The organism is Streptomyces sp. iso_384 (assembly GCF_056172905.1).
Genome location: NZ_JBWBTT010000001.1, coordinates 7,224,404 through 7,239,035, shown reverse-complemented (window position 1 = coordinate 7,239,035; position 14,632 = coordinate 7,224,404). Strand labels below are relative to the sequence as shown.

The following is a 14,632-nucleotide window of genomic DNA, read 5'->3' as shown; positions in this document are numbered from 1 at the left end:
AGAGCGGGTGGTACGGATCGAGCGAAACCGACCAGTCGAATTCAGGACAGTTCGGCACGGGTACGGGCGATCATGCACAACTGGAGCTGATAGTTCCTGCGCAAGTCTTGGTCACTATAGGAGACTTGACGGTCTGTTTGGGAAGATCTTGTGGGCTTTTTTGTGCGGCTTACGCACGTTCGTCCGCGTGGATCCCAAGAGTTCACCTGTACCGACGGCATGCTGAAGGAATGGCCGAACAGCATCGACCGCATCCCGGACCTTCCCCGGCTTTCGTCGCCGCGCTCCGCTCCGCCGTACGCGGCACGAGCGACTTCGGGGCCGCCGCACGGGCGTTGACGACCATGGACGCCTCCAACCACCGCCGCGTTCCGCTCGGCGTGCTCGCCCCACGCGACGCCGACGACATCGCCGCCGCCCTGGCCGTCTGCCGGGAGCACGGGGTGCCGGTGGTGGCGCGTGGCGGCGGCACGTCCATCGCGGGACAGGCCACCGGCACCGGCCTCGTCCTCGATCTGACCCGCCATCTGCGCACGGTCCTCGACCTGGATCCCGTCGCCCGCACCGCCGTCGTCCAGCCCGGAGTGATCCTGGACGACCTGCGGGCCGCCGCCGCACCCCACGGCCTGACCTTCGGCCCCGACCCCTCCACCCACAGCCGCTGCACCCTCGGCGGAATGATCGGCAACAACTCCTGCGGCGCGCACTCGGTGGCCTGGGGCACGACGGCGGACAACGTGCGGGCGCTGTCGGTGGTCCGCTACGGCGGCGAGGCGCTGCGTCTGGAGCAGGGGGGCGGAGAGCACCCCGAAGGCGTCACCGAACTGATCGCCTCCCACCTGGCCCTCCTCCGCACCGGCTACCCCGACCTCCCGCGCCGCATCTCCGGCTACGCGCTCGACGCCCTGCTCCCCGAACACCCCGGCGGCCCCGACCCGGTCCGGGCGTTCTGCGGCAGCGAGGGCACCCTCGGCGTCGTCACCGAGGCCACCGTGCGCCTGGTCGAGGCCCCGCGCGCCCGCGCCCTGGCCGTCCTCGGCTACGCCGACGAGTCCGCAGCCGCCGACGCCGCCCCGGGTCTCCTCCCGTACGGCCCGCTCACCGTCGAGGGCATGGCCGCCGACCTCGTACGGGAGTCCGCCGGGCTGCCGCGCGGAGCCGCCTGGCTGTTCGTCGAGATCGGCGGCGACACCCCGGCCGAAGCGAGGGCGCACGCCGAGCGCATCCTGCGGGCCGCCGACGCCGTGGACGGCACGGTCGTCACGGACCCGGCCGGGCAGCGGGCCCTGTGGCGGATCCGCGAGGACGCCGCCGGCACCGCGACCCGGATGGCCGACGGCAGTGAGGCCTGGCCCGGCTGGGAGGACTGCGCGGTGCCGCCCGCCCGGCTCGGCGCGTACCTCCGCGACTTCCGGGCGCTGCTCGCCGAACACGGCCTGCGCGGCACCCCGTACGGCCACTTCGGCGACGGCTGCATCCACGTCCGAATCGACTTCGACCTGATCAGCCCGGAAGGGGTGGCCCGCTTCCGCCGGTTCTCCGAGGAGACGGCCGACCTCGTCGTCGCGCACGGCGGCTCCCTCAGCGGCGAACACGGCGACGGCCAGGCGCGGGCTGAGCTGCTGCCCCGGATGTACGGAGACGAACTCGTCGCCCTCTTCGGCACGTTCAAGGACCTGTGGGACCCGTCCGGCGGCCTGAACCCGGGCATCCTCGCCCGCCCGGCCCGCCTCGACGAGAACCTGCGCTTCGCGGTCCTGCCGAAACGCCCGGTGGACGTGGAGTTCGGCTATCCGCAGGACGGCGGGGACTTCGCGGGTGCGGTCCGCCGCTGCGTCGGCGTCGCCAAGTGCCGTACGACGGAGGCGAGCGGCGCGGGCGTCATGTGCCCGTCCTTCCGTGCGACCGGTGAGGAGGCCCACTCGACCCGGGGCCGGGCCCGGCTCCTCCACGAGATGCTGGCCGGTGAGGTCATCACGGACGGCTGGGGCAGCACCGAGGTCCGGGACGCGCTCGACCTGTGCCTCTCCTGCAAGGGCTGCCGCAGCGACTGCCCGGTGAGCGTCGACATGGCCACGTACAAGGCGGAGTTCCTGCACCACCACTACCGGGGCAGGATCAGGCCCGCATCGCACTACGCGATGGGCCGTCTCCCGCAGTGGCTGCGGCTGGCCGCCCCGTTCGCCCGCCCGCTCAACGCGCTGGCCCGGCTGCGGCCGCTCGCCGCGCTCGCGAAGCGGGCGGCGGGGATCGCACCCGAGCGGGCGATCCCGGTGCTGGCGACCGAGACGTACAGCCGGTGGCTGCGCGCGCGGCAGGGCACGGGGACGCACGTCCTGTCGACGGACCGGGTGGTGCACCTCTGGGCCGACACCTTCACCGAGCATCTCTCCCCGCAGGTCGGCCGGGCGGCGGTGCGGGTGCTGGAGGAGGCGACGGGGCGTACGGTGCTGCCGCCGCCGCGCGGGGTGTGCTGCGGGCTCACGTACGTATCGACCGGGCAGCTCGACGCGGCCCGCAGGGTGATGCGCCGCACCCTGGACCGGCTGGACCTCTTCCCCGGGCAGCCGCTCGTCGTCCTGGAGCCGAGCTGCGCCGCGACCCTGCGCACCGATCTGCCCGAACTCCTCCCCGACGACCCGCGCGCCGCCGAACTGGCTTCTTCTGTACGGACGTTCGCCCAGTACCTGGAGGAGTACGCCCCCGACTGGACACCGCCCCGCCTGGACCGCCCGGCCGTCGGCCAGACGCACTGCCACCAGCACGCGGTGCTCGGCGACGCGGCGGAACGGCGGCTGCGGGAACGGCTGGGCCTGACCGGCGAACTCAGCGGCGGCTGCTGCGGGCTCGCCGGGAACTTCGGCTTCGAGAGGGGGCACTGGGAGGTGTCGGTCGCCTGCGCGGAGGAGCGGCTGCTCCCCGCCGTACGGGAGGCGGAACCCGGGACGGAACTCCTCGCGGACGGCTTCTCCTGCCGTACGCAGCTCGACCAGCTGGCCGGCCGCAGGGCCCGGCACCTCGCGGAGGTCATCGCGGAGGCTCTCCCGGAGCCCGTCCCGGGGGCCGGCGCGTCGAGTCCCGGGCGATGATCTCCCGGGCCAGCGAGATGAGCCGGGGGAGCGCCGGGTGCCCGGGGGCGTCGCGGCGGGCGAGGAGGACCGGGACGGCCGGGGCGTCGTCGAGCGGGACGTAGGCGACCCCCGCGTGCGGGTGCAGGTCCGCGGTCGACGCGGTGGACACCCCGCTGCCGCGCCCGGCGGCGATGGCGGTGAGCCAGTCGTCGGTGTTGCCGACGGTGAGGGTGGCGGCCGGGCGGGCGTGCGGCGGCCACAGGTCCACGGTGGTCGTGCCGGAGACGGTGTTCAGGACGACCGGGCCGTCCGCGAGGTCGGCGAGTGCGAGCGAGGTGCGCGCCGCGAGCGGCCCGTCCGCGGTCACCGCCGCCACCCGTACCTCGGTGAACAGCACCTCGGTGACCAGCCCCGGCGCGTCCACCGGCCCGCGCAGCAGCGCCGCGTCCACCTCGCCCCGGGTCAGCCCGGCGGTGCGGTCGTCGATCCGGAGCAGCTCCAGCGGGGTGCCCGGGAAGCGTTCCTGCCAGGTCCGCAGCAGCGGTGTGGTGTACGGCCCGAACGCGGACCAGGCGTGCCCGAGCCGCAGCGGCCAGGTGCGCAGCCGCCCGGGGTCGAGCGCCTCGTCGAAGGCGGTGACCGCGGCGGCGGCCTTGTCGCGGAAGGCGACGCCGTCGGGGGTGAGGGCGAGGTGGTGGGTGGAACGGTCGACGAGCCGGACCCCGAGATGCCGCTCCAGCGCGGCGAGGGTGCGGGACACGGCGGGCTGGGTCAGCCGGAGGCGGGCGGCGGCGCGCGTGATGTTGAGCTCGTCGGCGACCGCGAGGAAGGCCCGCAGATGCCGGAGTTCCACGGGGCGGCCCGTGGTCGGTTCCTCGCTCATGCGCCGGAAGCATAACGAGAGCGTGATCGGCATTTCACGGAACGCGCGGGCGTCCTTACGGTGAAGGGAAACCCATGGCGGACGTAGTTCGTCATCCTGTACCGTCCAGTGCATTGCAGTGCACTTATTCGCTCGTCCCCGGAAGGCCCCCCGTGAACGACCAGCGCAGCGCCGCCGAACCGGCCGCCGCAGCCGTCGCCGTACCCGAAGCGGTGACGGCACTCGAAGGCGCCGGACGGTCCTGGTCGGACCGCCGGGCGGCGCTGACGCCGATCGCGCTGGTGGTCGCCGGCGGCCTGTCCGTCCAGTTCGGCTCGGCGGTCGCGGCGCTGCTGATGCCGAAGGCGGGTGCGCTGGGCGTCGTCACCCTGCGGCTGGTGGCCGCCGCGCTGATCCTGCTGGTGATCTGCCGCCCGAAGCTGCGCGGCCACTCGCGAGCGGACTGGGGCACGGTGCTGGCCTTCGGTCTCGCGATGGGCGGCATGAACACGCTCTTCTACCTGGCGCTGGACCGGATCCCGCTCGGTATCGCCGTCACCCTGGAGGTGCTCGGCCCGCTCGCCCTCTCGGTGTTCGCCTCCCGCCGCCTGATCAACGTCCTGTGGGCCGGGCTCGCCCTCGTCGGCGTCGTGCTTCTGGGCGGCGGCGGCTTCGACCGCCTCGACCCGGTCGGCGCGGCCTTCGCCCTGGGGGCCGGGGCGATGTGGGCGGCGTACATCGTCTTCAGCGCCCGCACCGGCCGCCGCTTCCCGCAGGCGGACGGGCTCGCGCTGGCGATGGTGGTCGCCGCGGTCCTCTCGCTGCCGCTCGGCATCATCGAGTCCGGGGCGAAGCTCACGGTCCCGTCCACGGTGGCGCTCGGCGCGGCGGTGGCGGTCCTCAGCTCGGTGCTCCCGTACACCCTGGAGCTGATGGCCCTGCGCCGGCTGCCGGCGCCCACGTTCGCCGTGATGATGAGCCTGGAGCCGGCCATCGCCGCCGGTGCGGGCTTCCTGATCCTGGACCAGGCCCTCTCCACGACGGATGCCCTCGCCATCGCCCTGGTCATCGGGGCGAGCATCGGCGCGGTGCGCAGCCGGTCGGGGGCGGCGCCACGACGCGAGGCGTGAGCCGTGGCTCGTCCGCGGCCCTGGGGGTCCTCAGCAGTCGGCGGGCAGGATCCGGAAGGAGTCCAGCCCGGGAGTCAGCGGTGACACCGCGCGGAAGTCGCGCTGGTCCAGGGTGAGGATGCGATCTGTTCGGCAGCGGTCGGCCAGGACCACTCCGACCGCGTCGGCCAGGTCGAGCCGCAGCCCCTCGTACTTCTGCCGGACCTCATGAGCGGTGTGCAGGTCCGCGAGCTTGAGCTCGGCGAGGCGGTACTGCCCGTCGTCGATGCGGGAGTTCAGCGCCTCCATCGCCTGGAGGGCGCCGGGAACCCCCAGGTAGCCCCGCCTGGCGCAGGGTGGTGGGTGCGGGGAACCCGCTGCTCGGGCGGCACACGGAGCGGCCGCACAGCGCCGTCCGCACGCCCCGCCCCCACCGCCCTCACCACCCCGCGTATGCGCCGCATGTGCGCACCGCTCCGCCCGCGCGGTATTCCGCCTGGATGAGGGCCGCCGAGGATGGCACTCGGAACCACCCCACGGGGCGGTTCCGCATCCTCGGCGAAGGGAGGTGAAGACAAATGAACCTTGTTCGCGCATGGAAGGACCCCGAGTACCGGGCCACCCTCAGCGAGGCTCCCGCCAACCCGGCGGGCCTCGTCGAGCTGGCCGACGACCAGCTCGACGGTGTTGCGGGCGGGACCACCTGGGCGTGCGCAACGATCACTCTGACTGTGACCGTGTGCTCCCCGACCGGAACCCTCTGCGGCAGCTGCAGCATGGGCACGCGCGGCTGTTGCTGAGCCTGCCCGATTCCTGACAAGGAGTGATGTACGTGGACATAGTCCGGTCCTGGAAGGGCGCCGATTACCGGCTGTCCCTCGGGAGTGAGGCCCCCGCCCATCCGTCGGGCGAAGGCCTCACCGCAATCACCGACGAGGAGCTGACCGAGATCAACGGAGCCGGCTCCGGAGTTCTCGGCACTCTCGGGTGCTGCTCGTGCCTGCCGTGGTATTCGGGTTGGACCGTCTGCGGTCTCGCCTGCAACCCCGGTAAGCCCTGCAAGAACTAGCAGCGTACCGAAGAAACGGCGTGACCGGCAGGGGCGGGCGTTCGTGCGCCCCCGCCGGTCATGTTTCATGCCCCAGGAGGAAGAGCGGAATGCCTGACGACGCAAGCGAGCACCCCACCGTCCGGCCGGCCGGGGCCCACCTCCCCTGGCACCGGGCCGCCACCCTGAGCGAGAGGCTCGCCGGGACTCCGTCGCAGTCCGACCCGGTACGGGGCGAGAAGCGCCTGTCCATGTGGCGGGAGCTGGCACCTCTGACCGGCGGACGGGCCACCCTGGACACGCGGCTGGAACCGCTGGGCGTCGACGCGGACCGGCTGACCTCGCTGCTCGGTGAGGACGATGCGTCCCTGGCCGGCCGCATGGCGGACGAACCCGACTGGCACCGCACCTTCCGGGGCTGGTGGGACGAGGGCATGGCCACCACCGACGCCACTCGCCGCCTCGACCCCGACATGGGCCTCCTGGAAGTGATCCGCCCCCTCGTGGAGGGCGCCGTCCACGAACTCGACGTGCTCGTCGAGGAAGCCGTACGGACCAGTGACGACCCCGTCATGGCCGACCCCGGGCACATCCTCGACATCGTCCGCGCGACCGCCCCGGCCGCCGACCTGCTCAGTCACGTCCAGCGGACCCTCGTCCTCGAACTCAACATCGCCCGGGTCGAGGACCGCCTCGTCGGCGAGACCCCCGAGGAACGTTTCTCCTCCTACGTCGAACTGCTGCGCTCGGAGGGCAACGCCCTCGCCATCTGGGACGAATACCCGGTCCTGGCACGGCTGATCGTGGTCCAGCTTCGCTTCTGGATCGACACCCGGGCCGAGCTGATCACGGCCCTCGTCGCCGACCTCCCCGTCCTGCGCGAGACCCTGCTCGCCACCCGCCCGCCCCAGCGGCTCGACCGCCTGGAGTTCGGCGCCGGTGACAAGCACCGGCGCGGCCGGTCCGTCGCCATGGTCGAGTTCGACACCTGCACCCTGGTCTTCAAGCCCCGTTCGCTGGCCATGGACACCGCGTTCGACGGACTTCTCGCCTGGGTCGGGCAGCAGGACCCCACCCACGACCTGGCCCGGATCGGCATCCTGGAGCGCGGCGACCACGGCTGGGTCGAGGAGGTCGACACCACCGTGACCACCGACGCCGCAGGCGGCGACCGCTACGCCTGGCGGCTGGGCGCCCTCACCTCGCTCCTCTACCTCCTGCACGCCACGGACTTCCACTTCGAGAACGTACTGGCCGCGGGCGAGTACCCGGTCCTCGTCGACCTGGAGGCCCTGCTCCACAACGACAAGACCGCGGCCGTCGTCAAGATCGACGGCGAGACCGACATCGCTGCGGTCACCCTCGCCGACTCCGTGCAGTCCGTGGGCATCCTGCCCAACCACCTGCTGGTGCGCGGCGAGGACGGCACCTTCGGTTTGGACGTCAGCGGACTCGCGGGCCACGGGGGACAGTTGACCCCCATGCCGGTGCCGATGTGGGAGGACAGCGGCACCGACCGCATGCGGCTGGTCAAGCGCCGTATGGAGATGGACGCCGAGCGCAACCACCCGATGACCGCCGACGGCGAACCGATCGACCTGGTCGGCCGGGTCGACTCGTTCGTCGAGGGATTCACCCACGTCTACCGGCTGCTGGAAGCGGGCCGTCCCGAACTGCTGTCCCCCAACGGCCCGTTGGCTGCCTTCGGTCCCGTCCGGACCCGGCTCATCGCCCGGCCGACCCACATCTACGGCCGCCTGCTGCTGGAGAGCACCCACCCGGACTTCCTGCGCGACGGCCTGGACCACGCGCGCTCGCTCGCCCGGCTGGCCGGCGGGCACGTCGAGATGCCCGAGTCCCGCATCGCGATGGTCCTGGACGAGGTCGCCGAACTCACCCTCGGGGACATCCCCATGTTCACCGTCGACGCGGACTCCGGAACCCTGCGCGGCGGGCTGGACGGCGAGCCGATCGGCACCCGCTACCCGCCCCTCATCGCCGTACGGGAACGCCTCACGGCCCTCGGCGACGCGGACCTTGCCTTCCAGGAGCGGGTCATCCGCTCGTGCGTCGCCGCCACCGCCATGGGCGAGAGCGATGCCCGTTGGCCCAACTGGCACCGGCCCCGGATGGACGGCGCCGCCGACCCCGGCGACTTCGCCGAGGAGGCCCTGCGCCTGGCCCACCGGCTGTCGGACCTGTGCGTCCGCGACGAACACGGCCTCGGCTGGATCGGCCTCGACCTGGTCGACGAGAAGTACTGGCAGTACGCGCCCGCCCCGATCGGCCTCTACACCGGAACGGCCGGCATCGCGCACGCCCTGGACGCCGTCGCGGCCGTCACCGGCGACGAGCGCACCGGCGAGCTGGCCCAGGCCGCCTTCGACCAGGTGGCGAAGCGCTCGGTGCTCATCGCCGAGACTCTGGCGGGCCTCGCGAAGAAGCCGGGAGCCGACGAGTTCGGCATCGGCGCCTTCGGCCCGTTCGGCGGTGCGATCTACGCCCTGGCGCACGCCTCCGTGCGCCACGGCCGGCCCGAGTACGCCGAGGCCGCGGCCACCCTGCTGCCCGCCATCGACGAACTCGTCGAGGAGGACCCGCTCCTGGACATCGTCTCCGGGTCCGCGGGTGCCATACTCGCCCTCCTCGCCCTGGAGACCGCCCGGCCCGGCACCGGAGCCGCCCGGATCGCGGAACGCTGCGCCGAGCGTCTGCTGGCCACCCGGCAGGAGTTCGGAGACGGCTGGGGCTGGGCCACCCCGATCAACCCCGAGCAGCCGCTCGCCGGCTTCTCGCACGGGGCCTCCGGCATCGCGTACGCGTTCGCCCGCCTGGACCGGGCCGCGCCCCGCGCGGAGTACCAGGAGGCCGTCCGGCACGCGCTGACGTACGAGCGGACCGTCTTCGACCCGGAGCTGCGCACCTGGCGCGACCTGCGGCCGGCCAATCTCGGCGGACGTACGGTCATGAACGCCTGGTGCCACGGGGCCCCGGGCATCGCGCTGGCCCGCAACGCGTTCCAGGAGCTGGGCACCGCCCCGGAGCTGGCCGACCTCATCGAGAGCGACCGGCACACGGCGGTCCTCGCCGCCATCTCCACGGGCCTGGACCTCGACCCGGTGTCGGGCCTCGGTAACCACAGCCTGTGCCACGGGGACATCGGCAACCTCCTCATCATCGACGCGGCCACCCGGGCCGACCAGGAGCCGGAGGTCTCCGGGCTGCTGCCCAAGGTGTGGAAGACGCTGCTCCACGAGGGCCGGGAGAACGGCTGGCTGTGCGGCGTCCCCAAGGGCGTGGAGACCCCCGGGCTCATGACCGGTCTGGCCGGCATCGCCTGGGGCCTGGCGCGCAAGGCCGCCCCCGAGCGGGTGCCGGACCTGCTGACGCTGGCCGCCCCGGACATCGGGAGGACGGCGTGCTGAACAGCGGGCCCGCACCGGCGGCCCCGCCGGACGGGGCCATCGCGGAGGGCGTCTACCGGCCGAGCATGGTCGCCGCCTACCGCGCCAACCCGCGCGGCGCCGCCCGCACCGGCTTCCACCCCGAGGCGATGCGCCCCCGCTGGCGCTGGGCGCTGGCCGGAGCCCTGATCCTGGCCGTCACGGTGACCGCGGGCCTCGTGGTACGAGTGCCGGTCGGGCCCACCGGCACCCTGGCCGGCACCAACGGACGCCAAGGTGTCCTCGCCTTCCCGGACTTCAGTCCGCCGGCGAAGGACAGCGACGTCCGGCTGAGTGTGGGCGGCGAGCGGGTGGAGGGCCGGGTCAAGGACTTCCAGACCGGTCAGGGCGGGGCCCGGGTCACCATGCTCCTCGTCGAACTGCCTGCCGGCGTCGCCGAGGAGCTGGAGGAGGGGGCATCCGTGGTCCTCGACCAGGGCACCCGCCCCCTGCTCATGGATCTCTGGGATGAAAGGAGCGAAAAGTGAGCATCATCCGCCGCCGTGTGCCCGTGCGGTTGCAGTCGACCTCGGTCGAGTGCGGCGTCGCCGCCCTTGCCATGGTGCTCGGCTACCACGGCCGCTCCACCGCCGTCGCCGAGCTGCGCGACCGGATGGTCCTGTCCCGCGACGGGGCGAGCGCCGCGTCCATCGCCCGCCAGGCACGCGAACTGGGCATGAAGGTGCGGGCCTTCCGCGCGGAACCGGACGCGCTGCGCGAGCTCCGCCTGCCGCTGATCGCCCACTGGGGCATGAACCACTTCGTCGTCATCGAACGGTTCACCCGGCGCGGGGTCGACATCGTCGACCCCGCGTCCGGGCGGCGGCACATCGGCTACGCGGAGCTGGACGCCTCCTTCACCGGGGTGACGCTGGAGCTGGAACCGACCGAGGACCTCGAACGCCGCGACGGCGTCGAGACCGGACTCTGGTCCTTCGTCCGCCCCTTCCTGCCCCGTTCCGTGCCCATCGTCTCCGCCATCATCGGCGCCTCCGCCACGCTCACCCTGCTCGGGCTGCTCCCGGCCTTCCTGACCGCGTACGTCGTCGACCGCGTCCTGCCCGGACGCAGCGAGGACACCCTGCTGGTCCTGGCGGCCGGTCTCGTGGCCTACACCGTCAGCCACGCACTGATGACGCTGGCGCGGGCGGAGCTGCTGCTCTGGCTCCAGACCCGGATGGACTGGTCGATGATGGGGACGTTCCTCAGACATCTGATGTCCCTGCCGTACAAGTTCTTCCAGTTGCGCACCGGCGGGGATCTGCTCGTGCGGGTGTCGAGCATGACGTACGTCCGGGACGCCGTCTCCAGCCAGCTCCTGGCGGTCTTCCTCGATGTGGCCCTGCTGGGCGTCTACCTCGTGGTGATCGGCTTCAAGTCCCTGCTGTTCGTCGCCGCGATCCTCGCGGTCGCCGCCGTCCAGCTCGGGGTCATGTTCGCCTCAGCCCGGGCCGCCCAACGGCTGACCGAACGCGAACTGCAGGCGCTCGGGGAGGCTCAGAGCACCCTGCTGGAATCGGTGACCGGCGCCGAGACGGTCAAGTCCTCCGGAGCCGAACACGTCGTGGTGCGCCGGTGGTCGCAGAAGTTCACCGAGCAGCTGGACGCCTCTGTACGCCGGAGCCGGCTCGACAACGGGATCGACAGCGTCCTCGGCATGCTGGGCACCGCGTCGCCGCTGCTCATGCTCGTCCTCGGCGCCTCTCTCGTGTTCAGCGACAACCTGTCGCTCGGAACGATGCTCGCGCTCATCGCCCTGGCCGGCGCGGCGCTCGCCCCGGTGGCCCAACTGGGCCGCAGCATCAAGACGTTCCAGACCATCCGGGTTCACCTCGACCGGCTGCGCGATGTGCTGAACGAGCCCGCGGAGTCCGTGGGCCAGGGGGACGCGAAAGCTGACCTGAACGAGCCGATCACCCTGACCGACGTCGGCTTCCGCTACTCGGGGGACGGACCGGAGGCCCTGTCGGGCATCTCCCTCACCGTCCGGCCGGGCGAGAAGATCGCCATCGTCGGCAGCAGCGGTTCGGGGAAGTCCACCCTGGCCCGCCTCATCCTCGGGCTCTACGATCCGACCGACGGGGAGATCACCTACGGCTCCACCCCGCTGACCGACCTCGACCTTGGCCATCTGCGCCGCCAGTGCGGCGTCGTCACCCAGGACGCGGACATTTTCAGCGGATCGGTCCTGACCAACATCGCGCTGGTCATGCCCGAGGCCACCCTCGACGACGTCGTCGAGGCCGCCCGGCTCGCGGCGGTCCACGAGGACATCACCCACATGCCGATGGGGTACGAGACGATCCTCGGCGAGGGCGGCAACGGCCTCTCCGGCGGACAGCGCCAGCGCGTGGCCCTGGCCCGCGCCGTCGTACACCGGCCGCGGGTCCTGCTGCTCGACGAGGCGACCAGCCACCTGGACGCCACCACGGAGGCGATCGTGCACGAGAACCTCTCCGAGCTCGACTGCACCCGCATCGTCATCGCGCACCGTCTGAGCACCGTGCGGGACGCGGACCGCATCCTGGTCATCGACCGCGGCCGGATCGTCGAGCAGGGAGACCACGACGAACTGGTCGCGCGGGACGGCGCGTACGCGGCGCTCGTCGGCCAACAACTGGTCCATGACTGAGGGTTCGCGCCGACCGCCCCACCGGGCGGCCGAGGTGCGCGATGCTGGCGGCGTGACCCCTGAGACACGTTCCCGCACAGCGCTCCTCGGCCGGCTGCGGACCCTGGCCGTGCTGGAGGTGCTGAACATCGCCCTGATCGGCTGGGCCGTCTTCGTGGCCCTCGGAGCACCGTTCAGCACGCCCAACGCGGTCGGCTTCGCGCTGGTCGCCGTCCTCCTGCTCACCGGGGCCGCGTACTGGGCGCTGAAGCTGCGCCAACTGCGCACCGGCGCAAGGCGACCGCCCCTGATCGGACTGTTCCGTGCGCTCCGGCCGCTGTGCGCGGGCGCCCTGACGGTCGGCCTCGTGGCCATCGCCGCGGCCGCGCCCGGCCGGCCGGCGTCCGAGTGGGCGGCCGGCCTGGTGCTGTACGGCCTGGCCGTGGCGGAGTACGTCAACTACTTCCACCTGCAGCTGATGCATGACACCCGGGCGGACTGGCGCCGCCTGCTGCGCACCCGCCGGCTGCGCGGCTCGCATCTGGCGGAGGACCTGCGCGTCCACCGCACCACGTGATTCCAGCGGCCCCCACGGCCGCGCCCGGGATACCCGGCACGGCAGCCGCGCGAAGGTAAGGAAACAGAGCACATGACCTCACCGGCAGTGCAGGACGCCCCGGCCCCGGCCGACGGGCGCACCCTGGAGTTCCGCGGCCTGTCGAAGCGGTACCGCGACAGAAGCGCCGTGCAGGACCTTTCCTTCACGGTCCGCCCCGGACGCGTCACCGGTTTCCTCGGTCCGAACGGGGCGGGCAAGACGACGACGCTCCGGATGCTCCTGGGACTGACCGCCCCGACCTCCGGGACCGCGACCATCGGCGGACAGCGCTACCGGGACCTGGGGCAGCCGCTCCGAACCGTCGGGGCGATGCTCGACGAGTCCGGCACGCACCGCAGGCGGACGGGCCGTGACCACCTGCGCGTGCAGTGCGCGGCGACGGGGCTGCCGGCCCGCCGCGCCGACGAGGTGCTCGACCAGGTCGGACTGGCCAGGGCGGGCGGGCGACGCTACGAGGAGTACTCGCTCGGCATGCGGCAACGCCTCAACCTGGCCCAGGCTCTGCTCGGCGACCCACCCGTGCTCATCCTCGACGAACCCGCCAACGGGCTCGACCCCGAGGGGATCGCCTGGATGCGCGCCCTCCTGAAGGGGCTGGCTGCCGAAGGCCGTACGGTGCTCGTCTCCAGCCACCTCATCTCCGAGGTCGAGCAGACCGCCGACGACCTCGTGATCATCAGCCAGGGCCGGCTGGTCGCCGAGGGCGCGAGCCGCGACATCGCCGCGCGGGTACGGGGCGAGTCCCGGGTACGGGTCCGCTCCTCCCGGCCGGCGGAACTGGCGGCGGCGCTCGCGGCGGCGGGAGCGACCGTGACGGACCCGCCCGCCGAGGACGGGCTGCTGTTCGTCGGCGGTCTGGGGACGGGGGCGGTGGCCGCACTCGCGGCAGCCCACGGCGGAGAACTGTACGAACTGACCGAGGACGCACCCGACCTCGAGCAGGCGTTCCTGCGGCTTACGCAGGGAAAGGCGGAGATCCGGTGAAGGCCCTCGTCAACAGTGAGCTGCTCAAGCTCCGTACGCTGCCCACCTGGTGGGTCGCCGGCCTGGCGATGGCCGTCATCGCGGTGCTCCTGGCGGGATGGAACAGCTGGCAGGCCCATACCTTCATGCAGCCGTTCGAGGACTATCTGGCAGGTGCGGTCCTGACCCCCCGCGAGGACATGTCGGCCGAACAGGTCGCGTCGATGCGCGACCTCTGGGAGACCCAGGGGGACCCGGGGCGCATCGCCGCCACGCTCTACACCTCCGGGCAGGTCTTCGGTCTCCTGCTGGCCGGTGTGCTCGCCGTCCTCCTGGTCACGAACGAGTACCACTACCGGACCCTGACGGCCACGTTCCTGGCGGCGCCCCGCCGGGGTCGCGTCATCACGGCCAAGCTCGTCGCCGTGCTCATCGCCTCGGCCGGGCTCTGGCTGGTCGCGACCTCGGTCGGCCTCGTCGTCGGCGGGATCTTCCTGTCCTCGCAGGGCGCCGGCCTCGGGCTCGGGAGCGGGGACGTGCTCGGCGCGGTCCTGCTGAACCTGGCCGCCTACATGGTGTGGGGCGTGTTCGGCTTCTGCCTGGGCGTGCTCATCCGCAGCCAGACCGCCGCCACCGTCACCGCGGCTGCGCTGTACTTCCTGTCCTCGGTGGTCGTCGCGTTCGCCTTCCAGGCGGTCCACGACCTCCTCATCGAGGAGGACTGGGTGCTCCAGGCCCAGGTCCTGCTGCCCGGAGTCGCGTCCCAGATCATGACGACGCCGGGCGAGCTCTTCGCCGGAGCCCCCGCCGCTTGGACCGGTGCCGTCGTGCTCCTCGCCTACAGCCTGATCGGCGGGCTCACGGGAACGCTGCTCCTGCTCCGGCGCGACGTGACCTGAGTCCGGT

General features: G+C 72.6%; 11 protein-coding genes and 1 pseudogene. 10 read left to right on the top strand and 2 right to left on the bottom strand.

Going from position 1 to position 14,632, the window contains the following annotated elements:
• Positions 1-230 precede the first annotated feature (230 nt).
• Positions 231-3,089 (top strand): FAD-binding and (Fe-S)-binding domain-containing protein, encoded by a 2,859-nt coding sequence (locus tag AC0VY3_RS32475; RefSeq protein WP_475551231.1) that lies wholly within the window; start codon positions 231-233, stop codon positions 3,087-3,089.
• Here the strand turns inward: AC0VY3_RS32475 and AC0VY3_RS32470 are convergent.
• Entirely contained in the window at positions 3,028-3,954 is a 927-nt protein-coding gene (locus AC0VY3_RS32470; protein ID WP_475551230.1) for a LysR family transcriptional regulator, read from the bottom strand. The two genes, AC0VY3_RS32475 and AC0VY3_RS32470, sit on opposite strands and share 62 nt — an antisense overlap.
• A 152-nt stretch (positions 3,955-4,106) precedes the next feature.
• On the opposite strand from AC0VY3_RS32470, the gene AC0VY3_RS32465 reads away from it, so the two are divergent.
• Complete coding sequence (locus AC0VY3_RS32465) at positions 4,107-5,063, top strand: EamA family transporter (RefSeq protein ID WP_103512023.1); 957 nt, start codon at positions 4,107-4,109, stop codon at positions 5,061-5,063.
• A gap of 30 nt (positions 5,064-5,093) precedes the next feature.
• On the opposite strand, the pseudogene AC0VY3_RS32460 reads toward AC0VY3_RS32465, so the two are convergent.
• A pseudogene (locus tag AC0VY3_RS32460) lies at positions 5,094-5,378 on the bottom strand (VapC toxin family PIN domain ribonuclease); the annotation flags it as partial.
• A 242-nt stretch (positions 5,379-5,620) separates the two neighbouring features.
• Here AC0VY3_RS32460 and AC0VY3_RS32455 point away from each other — a divergent pair.
• From AC0VY3_RS32455 to AC0VY3_RS32420, 8 genes are all read left to right on the top strand, one after another.
• A complete protein-coding gene (locus tag AC0VY3_RS32455; RefSeq protein WP_030709583.1) occupies positions 5,621-5,842 on the top strand; it encodes a mersacidin/lichenicidin family type 2 lantibiotic in 222 nt (73 codons plus the stop codon).
• A gap of 26 nt (positions 5,843-5,868) precedes the next feature.
• Complete coding sequence (locus AC0VY3_RS32450; RefSeq protein ID WP_475551229.1) at positions 5,869-6,111, top strand: mersacidin/lichenicidin family type 2 lantibiotic; 243 nt, start codon at positions 5,869-5,871, stop codon at positions 6,109-6,111.
• Positions 6,112-6,200: 89 nt separating this feature from the next.
• Positions 6,201-9,515, top strand: a complete 3,315-nt coding sequence (locus AC0VY3_RS32445; protein WP_475551228.1) for a type 2 lanthipeptide synthetase LanM family protein — start codon at positions 6,201-6,203, stop codon at positions 9,513-9,515.
• Positions 9,509-10,021, top strand: coding sequence for a hypothetical protein (locus AC0VY3_RS32440; protein WP_475551227.1), 513 nt, complete (start codon positions 9,509-9,511; stop codon positions 10,019-10,021). Before AC0VY3_RS32445 ends, AC0VY3_RS32440 begins: the two co-directional genes overlap by 7 nt.
• Positions 10,018-12,165: a peptidase domain-containing ABC transporter gene (locus AC0VY3_RS32435; protein ID WP_103512020.1), complete on the top strand. Its 2,148-nt coding sequence runs from the start codon at positions 10,018-10,020 to the stop codon at positions 12,163-12,165. The genes AC0VY3_RS32440 and AC0VY3_RS32435 overlap by 4 nt, the downstream gene beginning before the upstream one ends.
• Positions 12,166-12,217: 52 nt before the next feature.
• Positions 12,218-12,721 carry a multidrug transporter gene (locus AC0VY3_RS32430; protein ID WP_475551226.1) on the top strand — a complete coding sequence of 168 codons (504 nt, stop codon included), beginning with the start codon at positions 12,218-12,220 and terminating at the stop codon, positions 12,719-12,721.
• 72 nt (positions 12,722-12,793) lie between these two features.
• Positions 12,794-13,747 (top strand): ABC transporter ATP-binding protein, encoded by a 954-nt coding sequence (locus AC0VY3_RS32425; RefSeq protein WP_103512019.1) that lies wholly within the window; start codon positions 12,794-12,796, stop codon positions 13,745-13,747.
• Positions 13,744-14,625, top strand: a complete 882-nt coding sequence (locus AC0VY3_RS32420) for an ABC transporter permease subunit (RefSeq protein WP_103512018.1) — start codon at positions 13,744-13,746, stop codon at positions 14,623-14,625. Before AC0VY3_RS32425 ends, AC0VY3_RS32420 begins: the two co-directional genes overlap by 4 nt.
• The last annotated feature ends 7 nt before the right edge of the window (positions 14,626-14,632 follow it).

Excerpts from the sequence above, each read along its gene's own strand:
- AC0VY3_RS32475 (WP_475551231.1), top strand. The coding sequence starts at position 231 with ATGGCCGAACAGCATCGACCGCATCCCGGACCTTCCCCGGCTTTCGTC.
- AC0VY3_RS32470 (WP_475551230.1), bottom strand. The coding sequence starts at position 3,954 with ATGAGCGAGGAACCGACCACGGGCCGCCCCGTGGAACTCCGGCATCTG.
- AC0VY3_RS32455 (WP_030709583.1), top strand. The coding sequence starts at position 5,621 with ATGAACCTTGTTCGCGCATGGAAGGACCCCGAGTACCGGGCCACCCTC.
- AC0VY3_RS32450 (WP_475551229.1), top strand. The coding sequence starts at position 5,869 with ATGTACGTGGACATAGTCCGGTCCTGGAAGGGCGCCGATTACCGGCTG.
- AC0VY3_RS32445 (WP_475551228.1), top strand. The coding sequence starts at position 6,201 with ATGCCTGACGACGCAAGCGAGCACCCCACCGTCCGGCCGGCCGGGGCC.
- AC0VY3_RS32425 (WP_103512019.1), top strand. The coding sequence starts at position 12,794 with ATGACCTCACCGGCAGTGCAGGACGCCCCGGCCCCGGCCGACGGGCGC.